The sequence below is a fragment of the Variovorax sp. PAMC28562 genome, assembly GCF_014303735.1.
In the GTDB taxonomy this organism is placed as follows: Bacteria; Pseudomonadota; Gammaproteobacteria; order Burkholderiales; family Burkholderiaceae_C; genus Variovorax.
Genome location: NZ_CP060296.1, coordinates 4,428,735 through 4,451,819, shown reverse-complemented (window position 1 = coordinate 4,451,819; position 23,085 = coordinate 4,428,735). Strand labels below are relative to the sequence as shown.

At 62.0% G+C, this 23,085-nt stretch carries 21 protein-coding genes; 10 read left to right on the top strand and 11 right to left on the bottom strand.

Going from position 1 to position 23,085, the window contains the following annotated elements; genetic code table 11:
* Positions 1 to 98 precede the first annotated feature (98 nt).
* From H7F36_RS20870 to H7F36_RS20830, 9 genes are all read right to left on the bottom strand, one after another.
* Positions 99 to 977, bottom strand: coding sequence for a sugar phosphate isomerase/epimerase family protein (locus H7F36_RS20870; protein WP_187052565.1), 879 nt, complete (start codon positions 975 to 977; stop codon positions 99 to 101).
* An 8-nt stretch (positions 978 to 985) separates the two neighbouring features.
* Complete coding sequence (locus H7F36_RS20865; protein ID WP_187052564.1) at positions 986 to 2,185, bottom strand: dihydrodipicolinate synthase family protein; 1,200 nt, start codon at positions 2,183 to 2,185, stop codon at positions 986 to 988.
* A 13-nt stretch (positions 2,186 to 2,198) separates the two neighbouring features.
* Complete coding sequence (locus tag H7F36_RS20860) at positions 2,199 to 3,362, bottom strand: Gfo/Idh/MocA family protein (protein ID WP_187052563.1); 1,164 nt, start codon at positions 3,360 to 3,362, stop codon at positions 2,199 to 2,201.
* 48 nt (positions 3,363 to 3,410) lie between these two features.
* Positions 3,411 to 4,841, bottom strand: a complete 1,431-nt coding sequence (locus tag H7F36_RS20855; protein WP_187052562.1) for an enolase C-terminal domain-like protein — start codon at positions 4,839 to 4,841, stop codon at positions 3,411 to 3,413.
* Between the two features lie 54 nt (positions 4,842 to 4,895).
* Positions 4,896 to 5,726 (bottom strand): sugar phosphate isomerase/epimerase family protein, encoded by an 831-nt coding sequence (locus H7F36_RS20850; protein ID WP_187052561.1) that lies wholly within the window; start codon positions 5,724 to 5,726, stop codon positions 4,896 to 4,898.
* Positions 5,723 to 7,261: a tripartite tricarboxylate transporter permease gene (locus H7F36_RS20845; protein WP_187052560.1), complete on the bottom strand. Its 1,539-nt coding sequence runs from the start codon at positions 7,259 to 7,261 to the stop codon at positions 5,723 to 5,725. The genes H7F36_RS20850 and H7F36_RS20845 overlap by 4 nt, the downstream gene beginning before the upstream one ends.
* Positions 7,262 to 7,289: 28 nt before the next feature.
* Entirely contained in the window at positions 7,290 to 7,883 is a 594-nt protein-coding gene (locus H7F36_RS20840; RefSeq protein WP_187052559.1) for a tripartite tricarboxylate transporter TctB family protein, read from the bottom strand.
* A 9-nt stretch (positions 7,884 to 7,892) separates the two neighbouring features.
* A complete protein-coding gene (locus H7F36_RS20835; protein ID WP_187052558.1) occupies positions 7,893 to 8,909 on the bottom strand; it encodes a Bug family tripartite tricarboxylate transporter substrate binding protein in 1,017 nt (338 codons plus the stop codon).
* Positions 8,910 to 8,993: 84 nt separating this feature from the next.
* On the bottom strand, positions 8,994 to 9,644 hold the full coding sequence (locus H7F36_RS20830; protein ID WP_187052557.1) for a TetR/AcrR family transcriptional regulator: 651 nt from the start codon (positions 9,642 to 9,644) through the stop codon (positions 8,994 to 8,996).
* A 93-nt stretch (positions 9,645 to 9,737) separates the two neighbouring features.
* On the opposite strand from H7F36_RS20830, the gene H7F36_RS20825 reads away from it, so the two are divergent.
* The gene (locus tag H7F36_RS20825; RefSeq protein ID WP_187052556.1) at positions 9,738 to 11,462 is read left to right on the top strand and encodes a thiamine pyrophosphate-binding protein; all 1,725 of its coding nucleotides are present in this window, start codon (positions 9,738 to 9,740) and stop codon (positions 11,460 to 11,462) included.
* 59 nt (positions 11,463 to 11,521) lie between these two features.
* On the opposite strand, the gene H7F36_RS20820 is transcribed toward H7F36_RS20825, so the two are convergent.
* Positions 11,522 to 11,941 (bottom strand): SWIB/MDM2 domain-containing protein, encoded by a 420-nt coding sequence (locus H7F36_RS20820; protein WP_187052555.1) that lies wholly within the window; start codon positions 11,939 to 11,941, stop codon positions 11,522 to 11,524.
* Between the two features lie 183 nt (positions 11,942 to 12,124).
* Positions 12,125 to 13,012, bottom strand: a complete 888-nt coding sequence (locus tag H7F36_RS20815) for a DMT family transporter (protein ID WP_261802688.1) — start codon at positions 13,010 to 13,012, stop codon at positions 12,125 to 12,127.
* Between the two features lie 545 nt (positions 13,013 to 13,557).
* Between H7F36_RS20815 and aceA the strand changes: the two genes are divergently transcribed.
* The 9 genes from aceA to H7F36_RS20770 all read left to right on the top strand — a co-directional run bounded on the left by aceA (position 13,558) and on the right by H7F36_RS20770 (position 23,081).
* A complete protein-coding gene (aceA, locus tag H7F36_RS20810; RefSeq protein WP_187052553.1) occupies positions 13,558 to 14,877 on the top strand; it encodes an isocitrate lyase in 1,320 nt (439 codons plus the stop codon).
* Positions 14,878 to 15,156: 279 nt separating this feature from the next.
* Complete coding sequence (gene thrS, locus H7F36_RS20805) at positions 15,157 to 17,064, top strand: threonine--tRNA ligase (protein ID WP_187052552.1); 1,908 nt, start codon at positions 15,157 to 15,159, stop codon at positions 17,062 to 17,064.
* A gap of 174 nt (positions 17,065 to 17,238) precedes the next feature.
* A complete protein-coding gene (gene infC / locus H7F36_RS20800) occupies positions 17,239 to 17,772 on the top strand; it encodes a translation initiation factor IF-3 (RefSeq protein WP_261802421.1) in 534 nt (177 codons plus the stop codon).
* Between the two features lie 153 nt (positions 17,773 to 17,925).
* Positions 17,926 to 18,129: a 50S ribosomal protein L35 gene (rpmI, locus tag H7F36_RS20795; RefSeq protein ID WP_007832497.1), complete on the top strand. Its 204-nt coding sequence runs from the start codon at positions 17,926 to 17,928 to the stop codon at positions 18,127 to 18,129.
* A gap of 24 nt (positions 18,130 to 18,153) precedes the next feature.
* Positions 18,154 to 18,513: a 50S ribosomal protein L20 gene (gene rplT, locus H7F36_RS20790; protein WP_007832499.1), complete on the top strand. Its 360-nt coding sequence runs from the start codon at positions 18,154 to 18,156 to the stop codon at positions 18,511 to 18,513.
* Positions 18,514 to 18,633: 120 nt separating this feature from the next.
* Positions 18,634 to 19,710: a phenylalanine--tRNA ligase subunit alpha gene (gene pheS / locus H7F36_RS20785; RefSeq protein ID WP_187052551.1), complete on the top strand. Its 1,077-nt coding sequence runs from the start codon at positions 18,634 to 18,636 to the stop codon at positions 19,708 to 19,710.
* A 20-nt stretch (positions 19,711 to 19,730) separates the two neighbouring features.
* Complete coding sequence (pheT, locus tag H7F36_RS20780; RefSeq protein ID WP_187052550.1) at positions 19,731 to 22,169, top strand: phenylalanine--tRNA ligase subunit beta; 2,439 nt, start codon at positions 19,731 to 19,733, stop codon at positions 22,167 to 22,169.
* A gap of 8 nt (positions 22,170 to 22,177) precedes the next feature.
* A complete protein-coding gene (locus tag H7F36_RS20775) occupies positions 22,178 to 22,555 on the top strand; it encodes an integration host factor subunit alpha (RefSeq protein WP_187052549.1) in 378 nt (125 codons plus the stop codon).
* Between the two features lie 64 nt (positions 22,556 to 22,619).
* Positions 22,620 to 23,081, top strand: coding sequence for a MerR family transcriptional regulator (locus tag H7F36_RS20770; protein WP_187052548.1), 462 nt, complete (start codon positions 22,620 to 22,622; stop codon positions 23,079 to 23,081).
* Positions 23,082 to 23,085: the final 4 nt, after the last annotated feature.

Here is a 23,085-nt window from a genome sequence, read left to right as displayed (position 1 = left end):
GTGATTGCAGCACAACGCTTGTTTGCTGGAGCGGCGTTTTGTGGGGTGGCCGATGGCGCCGGGTGACCCCCTTCCGCTCATGTCCCCCGCCTTCGTGTTCACACCACAGTCTTGTGCCGCGCAATGCAAACGTCGAGCGTCTCTTCTCCGGTACGTTGCCACCAGTCGAGATTGGAAAAAATCTCGACTTCGCTGAATCCCTCGAAGCCCGCAGCCTCCATCCAGCCCCGAATCTTCTTCAGCTCCACCACCCCATCACCCATCATTCCGCGGTCGGACAACAGGTCGCGTGTCGGCGTCAACCAGTCACAAACGTGGTACGCCAGCAAGCGCGATTTGCCCGCGCGTTCGATCTGCTGCTGCAGCTTCGGGTCCCACCACACGTGATAGATGTCGAGCGCCACGCCGAGTGCGCCGGTCTTGCCGGGGTCTAGCGCGTCGCACAGGTCCAATGCGTGTTCCAGCGTGTTGATGCAGGCGCGGTCCGCGGCTTGCATCGGATGCAGCGGCTCGATGGCGAGCGGCATGCCGACTTCGCGTGCGTACTCCAGAGATGCCGCGATGCCGTCGCGCACCTCGTTGCGCGCGCGGCCGATGTCCTTGTAAGCCGCCTTGCCATCGAGCGCGCCGGGCAGCGCGCCCACCACGAGCACGAGACACGGTGCGGCGAGCGTCTTTGCTTCGTCGATCGCGCGGCGATTGTCGTCGAGTGCGGCTTTGAGCCCAGCCGAATCGGGTGCCGGAAAGAAGCCACCGCGGCAGTAGCCCGAAAGGCCGATGTCATGCGCCTTGAGTTGCTTGGCGAGCTTGTCGATGCCCACCGCTGCGACCTGATCGCGCCACGGGCTGATCGCCCTGATGCCGCGCTCGGCGCATTGGTCGACGATGCGGTCGAGCGGGACTTCGACGCCGCGTTGTTTGCGCACCGTCGCGGTGTTGATCGACAGCCCGTCGTGGTTCTGCGAGAAGTCGCGCATACGTCGCCTCAGGCTTCGACGCCGTGCATTGCGAGCAAGGTCTTCATGCGGTGCACGGCCAACGCCGGATGCTCCAGCAGATCGGCCGCATCGGCAAGGCGGAACAACTCGGCCAGATGCTGCAACGACCGCGTGCTTTGCTGGCCTCCGACCATGGTGAAGTGCGACTGGTGGCCGTTGAGCCACGCCATGAACACGACGCCGGTTTTGTAGAAGCGCGTGGGCGCCGCGAAGATGTGGCGCGACAGCGGCACGGTCGGGCCGAGGATGGCGTGGAACTTGTCGACGTTGCCCAGAGCCAGCTCACCGAGCGCCGCGCTGGCCGCTGGCGCAATCGCGTCGAAGATGCCAAGCAGCGCGTCGCTCTGACCGTGTGTCGGGTCGCTGCCGAAGCCATCGCCGGCAATCAGCTCGGCATAGTTGAAGTCGTCGCCGGTGTACATGCGCACGCCCGGCGGAAGCCGTCGCCGCATTGCGATTTCCTTGTCCTTGTCGAGCAGCGAAATCTTGATGCCGTCGACCTTGTCCGGGTGCGCGGCGATGATGCCGAGCGCGGTGTCCATGGCCTTGTCGACATTGGCCGATCCCCAGTAACCGGCCAGCGCGGGGTCGAACATCGGGCCGAGCCAATGCAGCACGACCGGCTGCTTCGCCTGCGACAGCACGCGGTCGTACACGCGCTCGTAATCGGCCGGGCTCTTCGCGACGCGGGCCAGTGCGCGGCTTGCCATGACGATCAGCTTGCCGCCGAGCGCTTCGATGGCGGCCATCTGTTCTTCGTAGCCGCGAATCACATCGTCGACGTTCTTGACGCTGTCGATGTCGAGATGGTCGGTGCCGCAGCCTGACGCGACGAGCGCGCTGCCGTCTTTCGAAGAGAAGTCCTTCGCCGCATCGAGCGAGCGGCGGATGAGCTCCAGCGAGGTCGGCCAGTCGAGGCCCATGCCACGTTGCGCTGTATCCATCGCTTCCGCGACGCCAAGACCAAGCGACCACAGATGCCGGCGATAACCAATGGTCGCGTCCCAGTCGACCGCGCATTGCAACCACGGATCGATGGCGGCCACCGGATCGGCGACGACGTGTGCTGCCGAATAGGCGATGCGGTTGAAAACGACGCCGGCCGCCGGCTTGGCGGGCATAGCGCCGCGCAACGAATAGGCTGACAGCGCGCCGTCGGCGGTCGGGAGGGTGAGGGTCAACGCCATGCTGTCGACCTCGTCAGATGCTCAGCGCAGGCACGTCCACCCAACGGCGCTCGCCCCAGCTTTCGAGCGCGGCTTCGACCAACTGCACGCCCTTGACGCCTTCGGGCAACGTCCACTTGTAAGGCGCGTTTTCGACGACATGGCGGATGAAGTGTTCCCACTGGATCTTGAAGCCGTTGTCGTAGACCTGCGAGTCCGGAATCTCCTGCCATTGGTCGAAGAAGTTCATCGTCTGCTTTTCGTCCGGGTTCCATACCGGGCGCGGTGTAGCGACGCGCGACTGCGCACGGCAGCTCGACAGGCCGGCCACCGCGGAGCCATCGGTGCCATCGACATGGAAGGTGACAAGGTCGTCGCGGCGCACGCGCGTGACCCAGCTCATGTTGATCTGCGCGATGACCGGCTCGCCGTTGTGTCCGACCAGTTGGCAGGTGGCGTAGGCCGCATCGTCCGCGGTGGCTTCGTAGGGTTCGCCGGCCTCGTCCCAGCGCTTGGGAATGTGCGTGGTGCCGAGGCAGCTGACCGACTTCACCTCGCCGAACAGGTTGTCGAGCACATAGCGCCAGTGGCACATCATGTCCAGGATCATGCCGCCGCCGTCTTCCTTGCGGTAGTTCCAGCTCGGACGCTGAATCGGTTGCAGATCGCCTTCGAACACCCAGTAGCCGAACTCGAGGCGCACGCTCAGCATGCGGCCGAAGAAGCCGGCGCGACGCAGCATATCGAGCTTGCGCAGGCCGGGCAAAAAGAGCTTGTCCTGCACCGCGCCATGCTTCAAGCCCGAGCTTTGCGCGAGACGGGCGACCTCGACTGCTTCGTTCAAATTGGTCGCGATCGGCTTCTCGCAGTACACGTGCTTGCCGGCGCGGATCGCCTTGGCCAGCAGGGTGGGGCGCATCTGCGTCGTGCCTGCGTCGAAGAAGATCGTGTCGTCCTTGTTCTGCAGCGCGAGGTCGAGGTCGGTGCCCCAGCGTGCGATGCCGTGCGCGTTGGCCAGCGCCTCGATCTTGTCGGCATTGCGGCCGATGAGGATCGGGTCGGGCATGACCTTGTCGCCGTTCGAAAGCGTCACGCCGCCTTGCGCGCGAATGGCGCAGATGGAGCGGATCAGATGCTGGTTCATGCCCATGCGGCCGGTGACGCCGTGCATGATGATTCCGAGTCGTTGGGTCGCCATATCAGAGGTCCTTGTTTTGCGATGTTCTTGAGGAGGTCTTGTGTGGGCTCAACTGCCGGCGAGCGGCTGGAGCGTGGCCCAGTCGGGTTGCGTGCTGGCGGCAAAGCCAGGCGCAGCAAGCGAGGTGATGTCGAGCATTCCACCGTGCACAGAAAGCCGCACCTTGTCGCCGCATGCTTCGTAGAGTCCGGGTTGCGCCCGCAAGAAACCCTGCGCTTCTGCTGCACTGCCGCCCTGGCCGCTGAAGCCGTCGACGTAGTGATGGCCGTTGCGCTCGACGTGCGTGAGCCCGATCAGGTTGACCAGGGCGAGGTCTTGCTGCACGGCGAGGCCGGCTTGCGTTGTCAGGTCTTCGGCCGACATGAAATAAGCGGCCGGCCGACCTTCGGAGGCGGCTTGCAGGTTGAGTTGCCGGCAACGAGCAGCGTTGAGCAACGAGCGATAGATGCCCTTGCAATCCTTGCTCGACACGCCCGTGTAGCGGCAGGTCAGCGCCTGCGGAAACGCATCGAGCGTGCCGTCGGACTCATCGATCAGCACCGGGCGCATCGCAGCGAGCGCGCGCACATCGCTTTGCAATGCGGTTGCGCGTGGCAATGGTTGTTCGATGTAGAGGGTTGCCGCTGCGAGGCGATGTAGTGCGGGCGTTGCCTGCACTTGTTGCCAGAAGCGCGCGGCGGCTTCGGCATCGGCAAACTGCTCGTTGCCGTCGAGCGTGACGACGTAATCGGGCACGCGGTCGATGACCGCGGCAATGCGCGTCAGCCGTGCCAGATCTTGCTCTGCGTTGCCGGCGACCTTAAGCTTGAAGTAGCGGCAGCCGGTGGCTGCGACGACTTCTTCCAGCGTCTCGGGCAAGCCGTCGCCCACGCGTTGCTGTACGTCGGCTGCCGTGATGGTGTCGACCAGCCCGACGGTGTGGCGCAGCGCGATGCGGTTCGCTGGCGCTAGTGACCCGAGGAAGCTGGCGAAGTCGAACGCGTCGAGGTCTGGCGTGAGCGTCGCATCGATGCCGGGAAGGTTGCGTTGCACCGCTTCATAGAACGAAATATCTTCGGCGCGACACAGCGCATCGATCAACGCGCGGTCGATCAAAGCCGGACCGAAGCACGCGATGAGCGGGTTGAGTTGCTGCACCGCCGCTGCGTCGATCTGCGGCTGGTAGTTCGCTGTGAAGTGCGCGAAAGCAGGGCGCGATTCGCCATCGGCGAGATAGGCGGCCTTCGCCAAACGAAGCGACGTGCGCAGCTGGTCGAAGTTGTCGTCGTTGCTGAGTGCGAGGTTCTTGTCGAACCACTTGGGCGCGAGTAACTCGGCTGAAGCGCCTTCGGCTTCAACGCCGTCGTCTGTGCGGATGCGAACGCGCACGAAGGCCTGCGGGCAAGCTGTCAGCGTGACGACGCCGAAGCGGAACGGCATGCGCATCTTCACGCCGCGTTCGAAGAGCTGGATGTCGAGGATGCGAAACGGAATGGACATGGCGACCGCTAGAAGACCTGCGAAAAGGATGCGGGGAAAGGATGCGGGAAAAGGTCAGGCCAGCGCTTCGCGCAAGCCCTTCAGGTAGCCGGCCGAGAACGCGGCCACGCCTGGGCCGTCGGGCACGTAGTCGAAGGGTTCGACGCCGATCGCGCCGGCGTAGCGATGGCGCTTCAATGCCGCGAAGATCGGCGCGAACTGCATCGCGCCTTGACCCGGTCCGCGGCGGTTGGGGTCGTTCACCTGAATGTGGCCGATGAGCCCGGTCGGCAACCAGCGGTCGATCAGGTCGGGCACGCTCTCGCTTTCACTCAGGCCGGCGGCGCTGCAATCGATCATCGTGCGCAGGTTGGGGTGGTCGACGGTGCGCACCACCTCTGCCGCCTGGGCCACCGTATTGAGCATCGATGTTTCGTGCGGCGACAACGGCTCGATGCAGTAGATGACACCGTTGGCGGCTGCCGATTCCGCGACGCGCGCCAGGCCGTCCTGCAGACGCGCCAAGGCGACGGCGTGGCTCTCTCCGTCAGGAATCTGCCGCTGCTTGGGCGAGCCGTGCACCAGCACCATGCCGCCGAGTTCGGCGCACAAGCCGGTCAGGCGCGACATCACTTCGAGGGTGCGTGAGCGCAGTGCGGCATCGGGATCGGTCAACGACAAGCCTTCGGGCTTGACCAGCAGCCAGTGAAGACCGGTGACGATGAGACCGAACGATTCGATGGTGGCGCGGATGCGTGCCGCTTCGCCCGATGTGATCTTTTCTGGCGTGTCGCTGAGTGTGAAAGGCGCGACTTCGAGCCCGTCGTAGCCGAGTGCTGCGGCGACCTCGCATTGCTTCTCCAGCGACATGCCGGCGAGCACTTCGTTGCACAGAGCGATCTTCATGAGGGTTGCCTTGAAACGAGCGACTTCAGCGTGCGGCTGAAGCCACCGGTGATGCTCTGTACCAGCGCCTTGAAGGCCGGCACATACAACAGGATCGTGAAGATCGTGACCGTCGCAAAACCGATGCAGATCGGCCGTGTGAAGAAGGGCGACAGGTCGCCATCGGACAAAACCAGCCCGCGGCGCAAGCTCTTGTCGAGCAGCGGACCGAGCACCAGACCAAGAACGAAGGGCGCCATCTGGTAGCCCCGGCGCCGCAGAAAGAAGGCGCCTATGCCGATGACCAGCATGCAGTAAATGTCGAACAACCGCGACGCGCTGGCGAAGGCGCCGACAGTGCACAGCAGAAAGATGATCGGCATCAGGACGGTTCGCTTGATGCGCAGCACCAGCAGCAGCGGCTTCACCAAAAACAGGCCGAAGATCAGGATGCTGATGGTGGCGAGCGAGGTCATCGCGACCACGTCGTAGACGAACTGCGGGTGCGAGATCATCATCATCGGACCGGGCTGGATGCCGTGGATGATCATCGCGGCCATGAGCACGGCGGACGGTGCCGAACCTGGAATGCCGAGCGCCAGTGCCGGGATGATGTGGCCCGGAATCGACGCCATATCGCCGGTCTCGGCGGCCATCAAGCCGTCGATCGAGCCCTTGCCGAAGAGCTCCTTTTCTTTGCTTGCCGCCTTGGCCGCGGCGTACGACATCCACGCACCGGAGTCTTCTCCGACGCCTGGCATCAAGCCGGTGAGCACGCCGATCACGCCGGAGCGCAACACGGTGGGCCAGTACTGAACCACTTCGCGAAAGCGCGGCAATACCGAATCACGCAACTCGACCATCTTCTTCTCGACCGGGTCGGCCAGCGTGGTCAACACTTCGGCAAAACCGAATGCGCCCACCAGCGCGGGTATCAGCGAGATGCCGCCTGAGAGCTGGTCCCAGTCGAAGGTGAATCGGTTGTACGCGTACAAGCCTTCTTGCCCGATCTGCGCGACGAACAAGCCGAGCGCACCCATCAGCCAGCCCTTGAGCGGATCGTCGCCGACGATGCTGCCCGACATTGCGACACCAAAGAGGGCCAGCCAGAAGAACTCGTAGGCGCCGAACGACAACGCGACTTCGGCCAGCAACGGCGTAAAGGCTGCAAGGCAAAGAACGCCGAAGAGCGTCCCCATGAAGGCGCCCGAAGTGGCAATGCCGATGGCTCGACCGGCCTCTCCGCGGCGCGCCAGCGCATAGCCATCGGCACACGATGCCGCGTTTGCAGCGGTGCCCGGAATATTCAGCAGGATGGCTGTGCGAGAGCCGCCATAAAGGGTGCCGACATACGAGCAGATCAGGATCAGGATCGCGTCGTTCGCCGGCAGCTTGATGGTGAGCGTCGTCAGCAACGCGATGCACAGCGTTGCCGACAAGCCTGGCAGGCAGCCGACGATGATGCCGATCAACGCACCGCCGAGCCCGAAGGTGATCGACGTGATGTTGAGGAAGCCGAGGTAGGCGTGACCGAGGAGCGCGAGGCCTTCGAACATGGTGGTCTTGCTGAGCTCAGAGAGTTGCTTAAGGTAGGTGCACCAGGAACAGTTCCTGGAACACGAGCGTGATGACGATGCCGGCGCCGAGGCCGATTGCCAGCGTCTTGCAGAAGATCGGCAGCGTGAGCGACTCGCCTGCTGCCTTGCGTTGCACGTGCTGCAGGCTCAGGATCGCGATGGTCACGAACAGCGCGGCTGCCGCCCAGAAGGGCAGTCCGTGCCCCACGAGCCCGACCGCGAAAACGACGCACAAACCCACCACCAGCACGATGCGTTTCTTCTCGACGCTGCTGGTGGCATGTGTCGCCACTGCGGCTTCGCCGGAATGCGCAGAGAGTCGACGCCAACTGCGCAGCGCCAGCAGAAACCCCAGCAACACCGTCACGATGCCGAGCAAGCCCGGCAACAGTCCAGGCGCGGTATACGGATTGATGTCCTGCTTCTCGAGCCGGTCCATGCGGAGCGAGCCGATCAGCACCGCCGCGCCGAAGATCATCCACGCGAAGGCAGCGATCAGGTCGGAGCGCGGGCTGACGATTCGGGCTTCTTCAACCGGCGACGTCGGGAGCTCGGACAACTGCTTTGGCTGTGCAGAGGTCGATGTAGCGGGAGGCGTCATGGACACGAATCAAGGCTTCGGAATGCCCACGGTGTCGGGCGACACCTTGGCCTTGCCCGCCCCGAACAGCATCCACGCATTCGCCTGCACAGCCGGCATCACCGCCTTCTGCGCAGCCTCGCCTGAGGTCGGCAGGAACAGCGCGCCGCGGCTGCTCGCGTACTTCTTCAGCCCCTCGCTCTTCGGGATGTTTTCTTCCCAGATCTTCTGCACCGTTTTCACGACTTCATCCGGCACGCCTTTGGGAATGAAAATGCCGAAGTAGTTGGCCGGCGCGGTAAAGCCGGGAATGGTCTGCGACAGCGGCGGGATGACGCCGAAGCCTTCGAGGTCGAGCGGCTTGTCGCTGACGGTGGCCAGCGGACGCAGGCGTTTGCCACGGATCATGTCCGCCTGCTCGACGGCCAGTTGCGTGGTGACTTCTGCCTCGCCCGACACGGTGGCGACGACGGCAGGGTTGCCGCCGTCGTAAGGCACTTCGCGGTACTTGACGCCGGTAGCCCCGGCGATGAAGTCCATCGCGTTGTGGCCTGCGGAGGTGACACCTGCCGTCGCCACCGTGATCTTGCCGGGCTGAGCCTTCATGGCGTCGATCAGGTCCTTGGCTGTCTTGTACGGCGTTGCCGGATTCACGCCGATCACCTGGATGTTGGCGACCGTCAGGAAGATGTGCCAGTCGCTCATCTTCGTTTGCAGCGAGCCGAGCGTTTCGTAGGTGCCCAGGTCTTGTGCGGCACCGGCCGTCCACGTGTAGCCATCCTTTGCAGCGTCGAGCGCGCTCTTGGTGCCGATCGCGCCGGATGCACCCGGCTGATTGATGATGACGACAGTTTGGCCGAGTGCTTTTTCGATCTCGCCTGCAGTGACGCGCGTGACCTGATCGGTCGAGCCGCCTGCCGCCCACGGCACGATCAAGTTGATGGGGCGAGAGGGCTTCCACTGGGCCAGCGCGCTGGACGCAGCGGCAGACAGAACGGCGACGACAAACACCCGGCGAGCCAGGTTGCGAACGGAATCGGCATGCATCACGAAGGTCTCCAGTTATGGTTTTAATTCACCAGCGGGTGAATTCTGACTATCGCGAAGCGGAGCGTCAACGGACCACGCCGGTCAGTCCCTCAGGACATACCCTAGGATCACATCGCACATGTGTGAGAGGCGTTCGCTGCGTGCTTTGCGCGTCATGAGGTCGCGCCCGAAGATGGCTGACAGCGTGTAGTTGTTGGAAAGATAGAAGTACGCGAGGCCGGCGATCGAGATGTAGAGGTGCACTGGATCGACACCGCCGCGAAACACGCCTTCCTTGCGGCCACGTTCGAGAATGTCGCCAAGCGTCTGGATCACCGGCGAGTTCATTTCACGCACGCGCTTGGACTTTTGCAGATGGCGCGCTTGGTGCAGGTTGGCGCTGTTGAGAAGGGTGATGAACTCGGGATGTTCGAGGTAATAGTTCCAGGTGAATTCCATGAGTCGGCGCACGGCTTCGGCCGGCGGCAAGTCGAGCAGATGCAACTCTTTTTCGGCCTCGCGAATGTTGGCGTAGGCGCTCTCCAGCACTGCCAGAAACAGGTCGTCCTTGCTGCTGAAGTAGTAGTAGATCAGTCGCTTGTTGAGGCCCGCACGCTCCGCGATGCTGTCGACGCGCGCACCGGCCAGTCCCAGCAGCGCGAACTCTTCGCGCGCAGCGTCGAGGATCGCTTGCTGCGATCTGTCGGCGTCTCTGAGGCGCGGTTCGGGTGCGATGGCTGCAACGGATTTCATGCGTTCTTTTAACTGTTTGGTGAATTAAAGCCAACCCGATTTTTCCCTGACGATAATCGGCGACATCTCTTCATCTACTCAATCGGGCGTGGCATGCAAAAGCAGCAGACAGCGGGGCACTTGATCGTCGAGTGCCTCATAGAGCAAGGCGTCGAAATTGCATTCGGCGTGCCGGGAGAAAGTTTCCTCGCGGTGCTCGACGGCTTTCATGCGTACGAGGACCGCATTCGCTTCATCGTGAGCCGGCAGGAGGGTGGCGCGGCCTTCATGGCGGATGCGCATGGGCGGCTTACCGGGCGGCCTGGCATCTGCTTCGTGACGCGCGGCCCGGGAGCCACCAACGCATCGATCGGCGTGCACAACGCGTTTCAGGATTCGACGCCACTTGTTCTTTTCGTGGGCGACGTCGGCAGCGATTTTCGCGATCGTGAAGCCTTTCAGGAGGTCGACTACGGCAGCTTCTTCGGGCCGAGCACCAAGGGTTTCGCCAAGCGCGTGGAGCGCATCGACGATGCGAGTCGCATTCCCGAATACATCGCGCGCGCGTTCTCGACCGCGATGAACGGCCGGCCCGGCCCGGTCGTGCTGGTGCTGCCGGAAGACATGCTGAGGTCGACCACAGCCGCGCGCCCGCTCGGCCGCGTCGAGGCGGTGCAGCCGTGGAGCGATCCGGGATCGCTGCGCACGCTGCGTGAACTGCTCATGAAGGCGCAGCGCCCGTTCGTGATCGCTGGCGGCAGTGGCTGGACGACGCAATCCGCGCAGGCGCTGCAGCGCTTTGCAGAGAACTGGAAGCTACCGGTCGGCAATGCGTTTCGGTTTCAGGATACGTTCGACAACCACCATCCGCTGTATGCGGGGGACGTCGGCATCGCCATCAATCCCAAGCTCGCCGCGCGCATCAAAGACAGCGACCTGATCATCGCGATCGGACCACGCCTGGGCGAGATGACTACCGGTGGCTACACACTGCTCGAAGCCCCCAAGGCGAAGCAGACGCTGGTGCACATCCACGCCAGCGCCGAAGAGCTCAACCGCGTGTACCAGGCCGACCTGGCCATCAATGCAGGCATGAGCGCCGCGGCGCGCAGCCTGGAGGTGCTCAGTGCCCCGCCTGAAGTGCCTTGGGAAGACTGGACATCGGCAGCCCACACGGACTACCTCGCCAACCTCGTACCGCAACCGTTGCCCGGCTTGCCGGCCGACATGCCGCGTGGTGCGGTCGACATGGCCGAGGTGGTGGCGTTGCTTCAAAAGCATCTGCCCCACGATGCCGCCATCACCAACGGCGCCGGCAATTTCGCCAGCTGGGTGCATCGCTTTTTTCGCTACCACGGGCTTGCGAAGGGCCACAAGACGCAGTTGGCGCCGACGAGCGGCGCCATGGGCTATGGCGTGCCAGCCGGCATCGCGGCCAATCTGACGACCGGCCGCATCGCCTTCACGATTGCTGGCGACGGTGACTTTTTGATGAACGGACAGGAGCTGGCGACGGCGTCGCAGCACGGTGGCAAAAGCATCATCGTGCTGCTGAACAACGGCATGTTCGGGACCATCCGCATGCATCAGGAGCGCGAGTACCCCAACAAGGTCAGCGGCACCGCGCTGCGCAACCCGGACTTCTGCGCGCTTGCCAGGGCATACGGCTATGCGGCTGAGAAAGTGACTGCCACGTCGCAGTTCGAAGGCGCCTTGCTGCGGGCGCTGGAAGCTGACACCGGCACGCTGATTGAGATACCGCTCGATGCGGAGATCATCTCGACGCGCGGCACGTTGTCGTCGATCACCAAAGCAGCGCAAGCGCGGCCTTCACCTTGAACGAAAAAAAGCCGGCATGAGCCGGCTTTCCAGTGTCAGGTGCACAACGCACCCGAGGCTTACTTGACGTGCTTGCCGATCAGCGCAGCCAGTTCGAACATCGACACTTGCGGCTTGCCGAAGATTTCCTTCAGCTTGGCGTCGGCATTGATGTTGCGCTTGTTGGCCTTGTCTTGAAGGTTGTTCTTCTTGATGTAGTCCCACAGCTTGCTGACGACTGCGGTACGCGGCAGCGGCGTAGAGCCGACGACAGCGGCGAGTGCCGGGCTGGGGGTCAGGGCCTTCATGAAGGCAGCGTTGGGCGTGCGCTTCTTGGCGGGAGCAGCCTTCTTTGCAGGAGCCTTCGCAGGAGCAGCCTTCTTTGCGGGCGCAGCCTTTTTCGCAGGAGCAGCCTTCTTTGCCGGAGCAGCTACTTTCTTCGCTGGAACAGCCTTCTTTGCGGGAGCCTTTTTGGCCGGAGCCTTTTTTGCAGTTGCCATGGTTTGATTTCCTTTTTTTGGTTGGACATTCACCAATGAAAAACAGCGTCTCCACTGGCACTGCGGATGCTAAAGGAGAAAAAACGCGTTTCCAAGCGGAAAAGAGACTTTTTCATTGGGGGCTGTTGTTTTTTTCAGAGGAGAAACTGCGGGGAATGCGGGGGAGAGCCGAGAGATGGCGCCCTATGGTTTCGCCAAGCGGGCAGGCCAGGTCGCGAGCATCACGCCCATGAGCGCCGCGGCGAACGCCACAAGCTGCAGCATCGAGAGGCTTTCGCCGAGCACCAGCACGCCCACCAGCGCCGCGCTCACAGGCAGCATCACGGTGAAAACGCCAGCCTGCGATGCGGGCACATTGCGCAGGCCGGTCATCCACAACCACACCGTCCAGATGCTCGCGGCCATCGCATAGACCACGAGCAAAAGCCAGGTGCCGACATGCACTGAAGCGAAGTCGAACCGCCATGCGAACCAGAGGCCGAACGGCGTCGACAGCGCGAAGCCCCAGAGGTTGATGAGCGACGAGATGCGCTTGGGTCCGAGACGTCCGGTAAGCGACTTGCCGATGACCGCATACGCCGACTCGCACAGCACCGCGCAGAACACCAGCAGGTTCCCGAGCCAAGGCATATTGCTTTGCACTGCGCCTGATATCGGCGCTGACGCTGCAGTCGATGTCACGTGCACGGGCGCGAACGCCAGCAGTGCGATGCCTCCGGCGGCACAGCCGATGGCGCCGGCTACGCGCAGCGTGATGCGCTCGCGCAGGAAGATCCAGCTGGTCAACGCGACCACCGCCGGGATCGACGCCATGATCACGCCGGCCGACACCGCGCTCGTCATGCTCACGCCAAAGAGCATGCAGATCGAGAACATGAAGTTGCCGAGGAACGATTCGAGAAAGACGAGGCCTCGCGTGCGTCGTGTCATCGGTGGTTCGTCGGCCGGCCGCTTCAGCCAGTGCGGCATGGCCAATGCGGCGATGCCGAAGCGCATCCACGCGAGCAGCAACACCGGCAGTGCGGCGACGAGTGGCTTGGAGAGAGCGACATAGCTGCCGACGAGCGTCATGCTCAAGGCAAGGCAGGCATAGGCAACGAGACGGCTAGATGCTGGCGCGGCGGACACCGTGGATGCCGCTGATGCAGGTGGGTTCACTAGACTGGCACGATTGAATCAATGGATCGATGATGCCCGATGAAGTTGTACGTCAAGCGAGAGATCGAGTTGGTGCTGTCCGGATCAGGCCCCGCGAACCGAAGCAGGCGAGATGACGTTGCGTTGTCTTGTCTACGAGATCCCTCCGTCGCGTGTTGTCGGGCGCGCCGTCATCGAAAGTGGTGACTGGTTTCGATGTCGATGAAGGCTGCCGTCGCAGTTTCACAAGCGAATACTTGATTGCACATCGCAAAATCCGACTTTGGTGCAACGCAATAATTTTTCTCAATATAAGAAAAATTATTCCGCATTGAGAAAAGCCTCTGTAAGTGGTTGATTTTGCATCGGTATTTATATGTCTTCTATAAGACATAAGACTTTGGCTTCGCGTTAAAGTTTGTCACATGGCGGAAGCGCCCAACCGATCCAAGTCAACCAATCAACCTCACGGAGTGCACATGCCCCAAACCCTGACCGAACAACTGAGCCGCGAACAACAGATCGCCGCTCTTGAAAAAGACTGGGCGACGAACCCGCGCTGGAAGGGCATCAAGCGCGGCTACAGCGCCGCCGACGTCGTGCGGTTGCGCGGCTCGGTACGGATCGAGCACACGCTGGCCCATCGTGGTGCAGAAAAGTTGTGGGATCTCGTCAACAGCGAGCCTTACGTCAACTGCCTCGGCGCACTCACTGGCGGCCAGGCCATGCAGCAAGTCAAGGCCGGCGTGAAGGCAATCTACTTGTCGGGCTGGCAAGTGGCCGCAGACAACAACAGCTACGCATCGATGTACCCGGACCAGTCGCTGTACCCGGTCGACTCGGTGCCGACAGTGGTCGAGCGCATCAACAACACGTTCCAGCGCGCCGATGAAATCCAGTGGTCCAAGGGCACGAATCCTGGCGACAAGGGCTACATCGACTACTTCGCTCCTATCGTGGCCGACGCCGAAGCCGGCTTCGGCGGTGTGCTGAACGCCTTCGAATTGATGAAGGCCATGATCAAGGCCGGCGCCGGTGGCGTTCACTTCGAAGACCAACTCGCATCGGTCAAGAAGTGCGGGCACATGGGCGGCAAAGTGCTGGTGCCGACGATCGAAGCGGTGCAAAAGTTGATCGCCGCACGCATGGCGGCCGACGTCTGCGGCACGCCGACTTTGGTGATCGCACGGACCGACGCTGAAGCGGCCGATCTCATCACCAGCGATTACGACGAAAACGACAAGCCGTTCATCACCGGCGAACGTACGGCCGAAGGCTTCTACCGGACTCGCAAGGGCATGGACCAGGCCATCAGCCGCGCCGTCGCCTATGCCCACTACGCCGACCTGGTGTGGTGCGAAACCGGTACGCCGGATCTGGCCTTTGCCAAGAAGTTCGCCGACGCCGTGCACAAGGTTCACCCTGGCAAGATGCTTGCGTACAACTGCTCTCCTTCGTTCAACTGGAAGAAGAACCTCGACGACGCGACCATCGCCAAGTTCCAGAAAGAGCTGGGCGCCATGGGCTACAAGTACCAGTTCATCACGCTGGCGGGCATCCACTCGATGTGGTTCAACATGTTCGATCTGGCGCAAGACTACGTGGCGCGTGGCATGTCGGCCTATGTCGAGAAGGTGCAAGAGCCCGAGTTCGCGGCGCGTGAGCGTGGCTACACCTTCGTGTCGCACCAGCAAGAAGTCGGCACCGGCTACTTCGACGAAGTGACGACCGTGATCCAAGGCGGCAAGTCGAGCGTGACGGCGTTGACCGGTTCGACTGAAGAAGAGCAGTTCCACTGAACCTGCGTTCATGACAAATGCGAACGTGAACGTGACCCCAAAGCCCGGCCTTGGCCGGGCTTTTTTGTGCTCGCGGATAGAATCTGCGGTCCGATCGGCAACCAGGGCGAGAAAGGCATTTTGGCTATGACACCGCGAACTACGCCGCAAGCCATCAGCGGTCTTTTCCTGAACGGACGGGACCGGTAGCCCGCGCACGCTGGATTTCTCCGGCAATCAAGCCAATGCAAAGCGCGGTCGATCACCGCGCTTTTTTGTTTTCTGCCCCGAGGTTTTCACATGATCCAGATCACGCTTCCCGACAACTCGCGCCGCGAGTATCCCGGCCCCGTTTCGGTCGCCGAAGTCGCTCAATCCATCGGCCCCGGCCTGGCGAAAATGACCGTGGCCGGCAAGGTCGACGGGCTGCTGGTCGATGCCAGCGACATCATCGATCGTGACGCCAAGCTGCAGATCATCACGCCGCGCGATGAAGAAGGGCTGGTGATCATTCGTCATTCGACGGCGCACCTGCTGGGCCATGCGGTGAAGCAGCTGTATCCGACGGCGATGATGGTGATCGGCCCGGTCATCGACGAAGGCTTTTATTACGACATCTCGTACGAGCGGCCGTTCACGCCCGACGACATGGCGGCCATCGAAGCGCGGATGCGCGAGCTGATCGCGCAGGACTACGACGTCGTCAAGAAAATGACACCGCGTGCGGAGGTCATCGACGTCTTCAAGGCGCGCGGCGAAGACTACAAGCTGCGCCTGGTCGACGACATGCCCGACGAGCAGTCGATGGGTCTCTACTACCACCAGGAATACGTCGACATGTGCCGCGGACCGCACGTGCCCAACACGCGCTTCCTGAAGGTTTTCAAGCTGACGAAGCTGGCGGGCGCCTATTGGCGCGGTGACGCGAAAAACGAGCAACTGCAGCGCATCTACGGCACGGCGTGGGCCGACAAAAAGCAGCTGGATCAGTACATCCAGCGCATCGAAGAAGCAGAGAAGCGCGACCACCGAAAACTCGGCAAGGAACTCGACCTGTTCCACATCGACGAGGTGGCGCCGGGCGTCGTTTTCTGGCACCCGAAGGGCTGGGCGATGTGGCAAGAGGTCGAGCAATACATGCGTCGCGTCTACCGCGAGACGGGCTATCAGGAAGTAAAAGGCCCACAGATCCTCGACAAGAGTCTGTGGGAGAAAACGGGCCATTGGCAGAACTACCGCGAAAGCATGTTCACGACCGAGTCGGAAAAGCGCGAATACGCACTCAAGCCGATGAACTGCCCGGGCCATGTGCTGATTTTCAAGAGCGACTTGCGTAGCTACCGCGACCTGCCGATCCGTTATGGCGAGTTCGGCCAATGCCATCGCAACGAGCCCTCGGGCGCGCTGCACGGGATCATGCGTGTTCGTGGCTTTACTCAGGACGACGGCCACGTCTTTTGCACCGAAGACCAGATCCTCGACGAATGCGTGGCTTACACGGCCAAGTTGCAAAAGGTTTATGCCGACTTCGGTTTTGGCGAGATTTTGTACAAGGTGGCGACGCGCCCCGAGAACCGTGTGGGCGCCGATGAGTTGTGGGACAAGGCAGAGCACGCCTGCATGGAGGCACTCCGCAGGTCGGGCGTGGACTTCATCATCTCGCCCGGCGACGGCGCCTTTTACGGCCCGAAGATCGAGTACACGCTCAAAGACGCGCTGGGCCGGCAGTGGCAGTGCGGCACGATGCAGGTCGACTTCAACACGGCAGAGCGCCTTGGCGCCGAATACGTGACCGAAACCAGCGGCCGTGCCAGCCCGGTCATGCTGCACCGTGCCATCGTCGGTAGCCTCGAGCGATTTATCGGCATGCTGATCGAACACCACGCCGGCGCGATGCCCGCCTGGATTGCGCCGGTGCAGGTCGTGGTGCTAAATATCAGCGAAGGTCAGGCGGATTACGCTGCGGAAGTGGCTAAAACGCTGCAGGATCAAGGGGTTAGGGCCCAGCTCGACCTGCACAACGAGAAGATCACGTATAAAATACGCAAGCATTCGTTGCAAAAGCTCCCTTACATCCTTGTCGTAGGCGACAAGGAAAAGGAAGCCGGTGCCGTCGCAGTGCGCGCCCGAGGCAATCAAGACCTCGGTGCAATGTCCCTTGATTCGTTCAAACAGCGGCTCTTTCAGGACATTGCCGACAAGCGTTGATTTGTCCCTGAAGCACTCCATCTGCTTCAGGCCAAACGTACCGCTTGTCCGCGAGGGCTGAACGGTGTTCGCTACAGATTCTGTAGCAAATTTTGAAGGATTCTGACCATCGCTACTGCATTTCGCGACCGCCGCCACCGCGAGGAACGCCAACACCGCCTTAACCGGGAAATCATGGCCCCGGAAGTCCGCCTGATCGGCCCGGAAAATGAGCCATTGGGAGTTGTGAGTCTTGTCGAGGCCTTGCGCCTGGCCGGTGAACAAGACGTGGATTTGGTAGAGGTCGTGGCTGCGGCCAACCCGCCGGTCTGTCGACTGATCGAGTACGGAAAATTCAAGTACCACGAACAAAAGAAGGCTGCCGAGGCGAAGTCCAAGCAAAAGGTCATCGAGGTCAAGGAAATCAAGTTCCGGCCCGGTACCGACGATGGTGACTACAACATCAAGATGCGCAATATCAAGCGCTTTCTTGAAGAGGGCGACAAATGCAAGATCACGCTGCGCTTTCGCGGCCGCGAGATTACGCACCAGGAACTCGGTCTGGCTCTTTTGCAGCGTATTCGCGATGAGCTGGCTGACCTGATCATGGTCGAGCAGTTTCCGAAGCTTGAAGGCCGCCAGATGATCATGATGATCGCACCCGGCCGCAAGAAGGCGGGAGCACCGGCGAAGCCGGCGGCGGAATCCGCGGCACCCGCAACGGCCTAGGCCCGATCGATTTGAAGTTTTAGCTAGTTGCAGGAATTTCGTGGCTGCCGGCGCTGAAATGTGCAGGCAGCAGCGAGATAAAGAAGTGTCTCGGGGCCAACAAGCTCGTGGAATATCCGCGGCGCCTCACGAGCACAATTAAAGGAGCATTACATGCCCAAAATGAAGACCAAGAGCAGCGCGAAAAAACGTTTCCGCGTTCGTCCAGGTGGCACCGTCAAGCGCGGTCAAGCCTTCAAACGTCACATCCTGACCAAGAAGACCACCAAGAACAAGCGTCACCTTCGTGGTGCAGTCGCAGTGCATGAAACCAATATGGTTTCTGTCGCCGCAATGCTGCCCGGTCGTGGCATTTAACCAAGACGAACAAGGAGTACACACATGCCTCGCGTCAAACGTGGTGTAACGGCTCGCGCCCGCCACAAAAAAGTTCTCGCACTCGCCAAGGGTTTCCGCGGTCGTCGCGGCAATGTCTTCCGCGTCGCCAAACAGGCGGTGATGAAGGCAGGCCAATACGCCTACCGTGATCGCCGTACCAAGAAGCGTGTTTTCCGTCAGTTGTGGATTGCGCGTATCAACGCCGCCTCGCGTGAACTGGGCCTGACCTACAGCCAGTTCGCCAACGGCATCCGCAAGGCCGGCATCGAGATCGACCGCAAGATGCTTGCGGACATCGCAGTGCACGACAAGGCCGCTTTTGCCGGCATCGTGGAGCAGGTCAAGGCCAAGCTGGCCGCTTGATCCTGCACAGCGAACCAGCCGTCTCCCGGGACGGTGGTTTGCGCCCACGGTACAAGGGCTGGCGCTTGAAAAAGCTCCAGCCCTTTTTTATTTCCCCGCGCCAAGTAATTCAAGAATCCCATGAACGAGCTGGACACCCTGGTCGACAACGCCCGCACTGCATTTGCAGATGCCAAGGCCCCCGCGGATCTCGAGAACGCCAAGGCACTGTTTCTTGGTAAATCCGGGCGCATCACCGAACTGATGAAGGGCATGGCCCAGCTCGCTGTCGACGAGAAAAAGTCGCGTGGCGCAGCGATCAACATTGCCAAGCAGGCCATAGAGGCTGCACTGACCGAACGTCGGCAGCAACTTGCCGATGCCGAGCTCGACCTGCAACTGAAGGCCGAAGCGCTCGATATCAGCCTGCCGGGCCGACGTCGCACCGGTGGCGGTTTGCATCCGGTGACCCGCACGCTTGAGCGCATCGAAGCGATTTTTTCCAGCATGGGTTTCGATGTGGCCGACGGCCCCGAAATCGAAAGCGACTGGCACAGCTTCACCTCGCTGAACAACCCGCCGAACCATCCGGCGCGGTCGATGCAAGACACCTTCTATGTCGACATCGACGGTGAAGATGGCGTGCCGTACAACCTGCGTCCGCACACCAGCCCGATGCAGGTGCGATACGCGCACCAGCACATCAAGAAGCACGCCGCGTTGTTCGAGGCCGCGGCCAGGGACACCACCGGCACCGTGCATGCACCCGAGATCCGCGTCATCGCGCCGGGCCGTACCTACCGCGTCGACAGCGATGCCACGCATTCGCCGATGTTCCACCAGTGCGAAGGGCTGTGGCTCGGCGCCAATGTGAGCTTCAAGGATTTGAAGGTCGTGTTCACCGACTTCTGCCGTACTTTTTTCGAAACCGACGACCTGGTGCTCCGTTTCAGGCCGAGCTTCTTCCCGTTTACCGAGCCGAGTGCCGAGATCGATATTCAGTTTCAAACCGGCCCGTTGGCCGGTCGCTGGCTGGAAGTGTCCGGAGCGGGTCAGGTTCATCCGAACGTCGTGCGCAATATGGGACTGGACCCGGAGCGCTACATCGGCTTTGCGTTCGGCATGGGGCCTGACCGGCTCGCGATGCTTCGCTACGGCGTGAACGACTTGCGCCACTTCTTCGACGGCGACCTGCGCTTCTTGTCGCAGTTCCAATAAACAGAAACGAGTACGACGAGATGCAATTCCCCGAGTCCTGGTTGCGCGAGTTCTGCAACCCGCCGCTCAGCAGCGTTGAGCTGGCTGACACGCTCACGATGGGCGGTTTCGAAGTCGAAGAGCGTCGGTCCGCCGCACCTGCCTTCACGAAAATTGTGGTCGGCGAAATCAAGGAAGCGACGCCGCACCCGAACGCTGATCGCCTGAAGGTTTGCCAGGTCGATGTCGGGCAGGGAGCGTTGCTCAACATCGTCTGTGGCGCGCCCAATGCGCGCGTCGGCATTAAGGTGCCGTGCGCGCTCGTAGGTGCAGAACTGCCGCTTGGTGAAGACGGCAAGCCCTTCTTGATCAAGCTCGGCAAGCTGCGCGGCGTGGAGAGCCAAGGCATGCTGTGCTCAGCGCGCGAGCTTCAGCTCAGCGAAGACCACGGCGGTCTTCTCGAACTCTCCGCAGACGCGCCAATTGGCGTCGACGTGCGCGACGTGTTGAAGCTCGACGATGTGCTGCTCACACTCAAGCTCACACCGAACCTGGCACATGGCCTCAGTGTCTACGGCGTGGCGCGCGAACTGTCTGCATTGACTGGCGTGCCCCTCAAGACGCCGGCGACACCCGCCGTCATGCCGACGCACGACAGCAAGCTCGCAGTGAAGGTCGATGCGCCTGAACTCTGCGGCCGCTTTTCGGGCCGCGTGCTGAAGGGCGTCGACCCTGAAGCGAAGACTCCTGCGTGGATGATCGACCGGCTGTCCCGTTGCGGCCAGCGCAGCGTCACCGCGCTGGTCGACATTTCGAACTACGTGATGTTCGAGTACGGGCAACCTACGCACATCTTCGACCTCGACAAGATCCACGGCGGCCTTACCGTGCGTTGGGGTCAACCCGGCGAGCAGCTCAAGCTGCTCAATGGCAACACCGTGACCGTCGACGACAAGGTCGGCGTGATTGCCGATGAGCGCGAAGTCGAATCGCTTGCCGGCATCATGGGTGGTGACGCCACCGCCGTGTCCGACGGCACGCGCAACATCTATGTCGAGGCCGCGTTCTGGTGGCCCGATGCGATCCAGGGGCGCTCGCGCCGCTTCAACTTTTCGACCGATGCCGGTCATCGGTTCGAGCGTGGCGTTGACCCGAGCCGCACCGTGCAGATCATCGAACGCATCACGCAGTTGATCGTTGATATCTGTGGCGGCCAGCCAGGGCCGACCGACGACCAGACCCTGCACCTTCCAGACTTGAAGCCCGTCACGTTGCGCATTGCACGCGCGGCGCGCGTCATCGGCATGCCGTTGACTCAGGCGCAATGCGCCGATGCGTTGAGCCGACTCGGCTTTGCCTTGATCGAAGGCGACGGCACATTGGTCGTCACGCCGCCGCCGCATCGGTTCGATCTTGTCATCGAGGAAGACCTGATCGAAGAGGTTGCACGCCTCATCGGCTACAACAACCTGCCTACGACACCGCCGCTCGCGCCCATCACTGCGCGCGTGCAAACCGAGGCGCAGCGCAGCCGCTTCGCCGTGAGGCAGCGGCTCGCCTCGCTGGGTTACCAGGAGACCATCAACTTCAGCTTTGTCGAAGCCGACTGGGAGCGTGACCTGGTCGGCAATGCGCATCCGGTGAAGCTTCTCAATCCAATTGCCAGCCAGATGAGCGTGATGCGTTCGTCGTTGCTCGGCTCGCTGTTGCAGGTGCTCAAGTTCAACCTCGACCGCAAAGCGGCGGCGGCGCGCGTCTTCGAGATCGGCCGCGTCTTTTTGCGTGACGCCACCGTCGCGACGACCGACACCACCGTCAAGGGCATCCATCAACCGATGCGCGTCGCGGGCCTGGCCTGGGGCGATGCGCAGGCGGCGCGTTGGGATGCCAAGCCGGCGCGCGCCGACTTCTTCGACGTCAAGGGCGATGTCGAAGCGTTGCTGGCACCCTTGGCGCCGACATTCGAACGCACTGAACATCCGGCGCTGCATCCAGGCCGCGCCGCACGCGTGCTCGTCGATGGAAAAGCGATTGGTGTGGTCGGCGAGTTGCATCCGCGATGGCGTCAGCAATGGGAGTTCGCGCAAGCGCCCGTGCTGTTCGAACTCGATCTCGACGCGGTGACCGCGCGACCCGTTCCGCTCGCGCAACCCGTGCCCAGGCATCAGTCTGTGGAGCGCGATATCGCAGTCGTGGTGGCCGAGGCCGTCAGCTTCGCAGCGTTGTCGGCTGCGATCGACTCGGCATCGACCGGTGGCCTGCTACGCGACGCCGCATTGTTCGACATCTATCGGCCGCAAGCCGGACGCGACGGCACGGTGCTGGCGTCTCCAGGGCTCGCATCGGGCGAGAAGAGCATGGCGGTTCGGCTGACTTTTCATGACGACAGCGCGACGCTCACCGATGAACAGGTCGACCCGGCAGTCCGTGCCATCGTCGATCAACTTTCTGCCAAGCTCGGCGCGCGTTTGCGTGGATGATCGACGCCATGGAATTTACGTTTGAAGCGCTCGAAACACCGGCCCTGACCAAGGCGCATCTGGCAGACCTGCTGTTCGAGCAGATCGGCCTCAACAAGCGCGAATCCAAAGACATGGTCGAAGCGTTTTTCGATCTGGTCGCCGGCAGTCTGATCGAAGGCACAGACGTCAAGATCTCGGGCTTCGGCAACTTCCAGATCCGGGTGAAGGCGCCACGGCCTGGCCGCAACCCGCGCACCGGCGAAGCGATCCCGATCGGCGCGCGCCGGGTCGCCACCTTTCATGCAAGCGCAAAGCTCAAAGAGCAGATTCACGGCAGCATCGTCCCTGCCGAAGACGAAAGCAGTGGCGCAAAAGAGGTTGAGTGGAGCGTGGGCGCCGAATAGTTCTTGTGGCTCTGCGTGCACGTGGGGTAACCTCTGAGCTTCCCCCGGCACCGTCTTGATTTCAATGGAGAAAACGCTCCCGCCTATTCCTGTTAAACGCTACTTCACCATTGGTGAAGTCGGCGAACTCTGTGGCGTCAAACCGCACGTGTTGCGCTACTGGGAACAGGAATTCACGCAACTTCGGCCGATGAAGCGTCGCGGCAACCGACGCTATTACCAGCACCACGAGGTGCTCATGATTCGCCGCATCCGCGACCTCCTGTACGACCAGGGTTTCACCATCAGCGGCGCCCGCAACAAGCTGCAGGAACTGGTGCAAAACGAGCGCGACAAGCGCAAAGCCGGCGAGGTGCCGCTGGAGGGCATGGAGGCAGTCGAAATCGATCAGGAAGAGTTCGATGCTGCTGTCGTGCTGCAACAGGCACTCGATACCAACCCACCCCGACAGGTCGACCGCGCGCAGCTCATCTTGCTGCGCCGTGAGCTCTTCGAAATTCGCGAGCTCCTCTCCGTCGGACGCTGAAACG